The following is a 2,866-nucleotide window of genomic DNA, read 5'->3' on the forward strand; positions in this document are numbered from 1 at the left end:
TGCGGGGATTGTGGTAATCGGCGGCTGTCTCCGCTGTCGGATTCGGTCATCTATGATCATTTGCTCGGCAAGCACACGGTCGGCGTCTATTCCTTGCTGGAAGATGACACGTGCACCTTTCTCGCCGTCGATTTCGATGAGGCCGAGTGGCAGGACGATGCTCGCGCCTTCGTGCATTCTTGCGAAGCACTCGGCGTCCCAGCCGCTCTGGAGATTTCGCGTTCCGGGCAGGGGGCACATGTCTGGGTGTTTTTCGCAAGCAGGGTCGCAGCCCGGGATGCCCGTCGTCTGGGCACGGCCATCATCAGCCATACCTGTGCGCGCACCCGGCAACTGAAGCTGAATTCCTATGACCGGCTGTTCCCCAATCAGGACACGATGCCCAAGGGTGGTTTCGGCAACCTGATTGCCTTGCCGCTGCAGAAAAAGCCGCGCGAGAATGGCTGCAGCGTATTCGTCGATACCGACCTGCGCCCGTATCCTGATCAATGGGCTTTCCTGGCATCCATCCGGCCGATGGCGCCACAGGATATCGAGCCTACCATCCTGCGCGCCACGGATGGGGCGCATCCATTGGACGTCACCTTCATTGATGAAGAAGACCTGGCGACGCCATGGAAGCGTTCAACACCAGCAACAACGAAGTTATCCGGGGCGATGCCAAAGACCCTCACGGTGACGCTGGGCAACCTCCTCTACTTCGAAAAAGGCCAACTGCCCCCGCCACTGGCCAACCGCCTGATTCGCCTTGCCGCGTTCCAGAATCCAGAGTTCTACAAGGCGCAGGCGATGCGGATGTCGGTGTGGGACAAACCGCGCGTCATCGGCTGTGCAGAAAACTATCCGCAGCACATCGCCCTACCGCGCGGCTGCCTCGATGCCGCACAGGATTTATTACGCAACAACGCTATCCACTGCGAACTGCGGGATGAGCGGGTTCCCGGTGAACCCATCGACGTGCATTTCATCGGTACACTACGCCCCGATCAGGAGGCGGCTGTCGCCGCGATGCTGAGCCACGACGCGGGCGTGTTGTGCGCGCCCACTGCCTTCGGCAAAACCGTCGCAGCAGCAGCGATGATTGCGCGGCGTAGCGTGAGTGCCTTGGTGCTGGTGCATCGCACCGAATTGCTCAAGCAGTGGCAGGAGCGGCTGCAGTCGTTCCTTGGCGTCGGCAAAGGCGTGGTTGGCACGATTGGTGGCGGTAAAGCCAAGCCTACCGGCAAGATCGACATCGCCGTGATGCAGTCGCTATCACGCCATGGTGAGGTCAATCCCATCGTCGAGCACTACGGTCATATCATCGTGGACGAATGCCACCATATTGGCGCGGTGTCCTTTGACGCCATCCTGAAGCGGGTCAAAGCGAAATATGTGCTCGGCCTGACCGCCACGCCGATTCGCCGTGATGGTCAGCAGCCCATCATCTTCATGCAGTGCGGACCGATTCGATATACGGCCGCGAAACCGGCCGGCGCCCCGCATGATCTCGCGGTGGTGCCACGATTTCTCCATTCATACATTCACCTGCCGCCTGAAGCCGGGATTCAGGCGGTGTTCCGGCACCTTGCCAATGACCAGGCCCGAACGGATGCCATTGCGGCCGAGATCGAAAATGCATACCTCCGGGACGGCAAGATACTGGTGCTGACCGAGCGCAACGAGCATCTCGATGCTATCCATGCGGCTTTGGGTGGCAAGGTGCCGCCCTTGTTCCTCCTGCACGGTCGGATGTCCAAAAAGCAGCGTGCTTTGGTCATCGCGGAACTTGGCGCGCTGCCACCGGATGCTCCTCGTGTGCTGCTCGCCACCGGCAAGCTGGTCGGGGAAGGATTCGACCATCCGCCACTGGATACCCTGGTCTTGGCAATGCCGGTGTCATGGAAAGGCACGTTGCAGCAATATGCCGGCCGACTGCACCGGGAGCATGCCACCAAGACCAAGGTACGTATCCTTGACTTCATTGATGCCGGGCACCCGGCACTATTGCGAATGTGGGATAAACGTCAGCGCGGCTACCGGGCAATGGGTTATCGAATAACGGACGAGGGTGCCGCTGACCTGTACATGCCGATGTCATGACGAGTAATCGGGGAAGCGTTGTCTTTGGCTGGAAGCTGCGGTTCGGCTGCCACTCCCGGCCACTTATCCTGGTTTTTTCGTTCCAGTGAACCTCAGAGGCATATGTTCAGTCGTCTTGGAAATCGCTGTCACTCGGCGGGACGAGTTTCATCCTGGGTATTCTGGCCTTGCAGTTACCATAGGGAACCTCGAATAACAAAAACTTCGCCGTTTGAAGTGGAGGGACTCCCTCTCCTTCGCCATTTTCCGGCGATTTTTATCCATTATCCATCAGTTGGCTGATGATTTCTATGCTTTTTTGCCATTTTTGCAGATTTTTGACGGATTACCCCCTACCAAGCCGTTTCCTGTTTTAGCAAGCAGGTAAAGCGCCGCATGTTATAGACCAAATTCATCATCCCAATCTTGACGGCAGCGCGGGCCTTGCCAATGGTCCGTAGCATCTTGCCTCCCTGCTGGATGAGTGCGCCAAACACATGCTCGACCCGGGCACGGTGACGGGAGCGCCGGGTATTAGCCCGTTCCTGCGCTTTCGTCAACGGTCGGTTGCGGTACGCCCTTTCGTGGATCCGGTTGCGATATCCCTGTTCCTGTAGCAGCAGTTCCGATTCCTCCGAACGATAAGCACTGTCGGCGAAGACCTCCACGCCGGTATTTTCCGCGTCCAACAATGCTTCCAGGCACTGGCTGTCATGCACCGAAGCATCCGTCACGACGTACTGGTGAATCAGCTTATGGCGCTTGTCCACATTGATGTGGTTCTTGTAGCCAAAATAGCTCTGGC

General features: G+C 58.2%; 2 protein-coding genes. One reads left to right on the plus strand and one right to left on the minus strand.

Translation table 11 applies throughout. The features are described from left to right. The coding region (locus M7R55_RS08135; RefSeq protein ID WP_298219913.1) for a DEAD/DEAH box helicase at positions 1 to 2,082 on the plus strand (2,082 nt) is incomplete at its 5' end. 332 nt (positions 2,083 to 2,414) lie between these two features. Here M7R55_RS08135 and M7R55_RS08140 read toward each other — a convergent pair. Continuing rightward, positions 2,415 to 2,866 (minus strand): transposase (locus tag M7R55_RS08140; protein ID WP_298219914.1); only part of this gene is annotated, 452 nt, incomplete at its 5' end.

This window comes from Halothiobacillus sp. (genome assembly GCF_027346185.1).
Classification (GTDB): domain Bacteria; phylum Pseudomonadota; class Gammaproteobacteria; order Halothiobacillales; family Halothiobacillaceae; genus Halothiobacillus.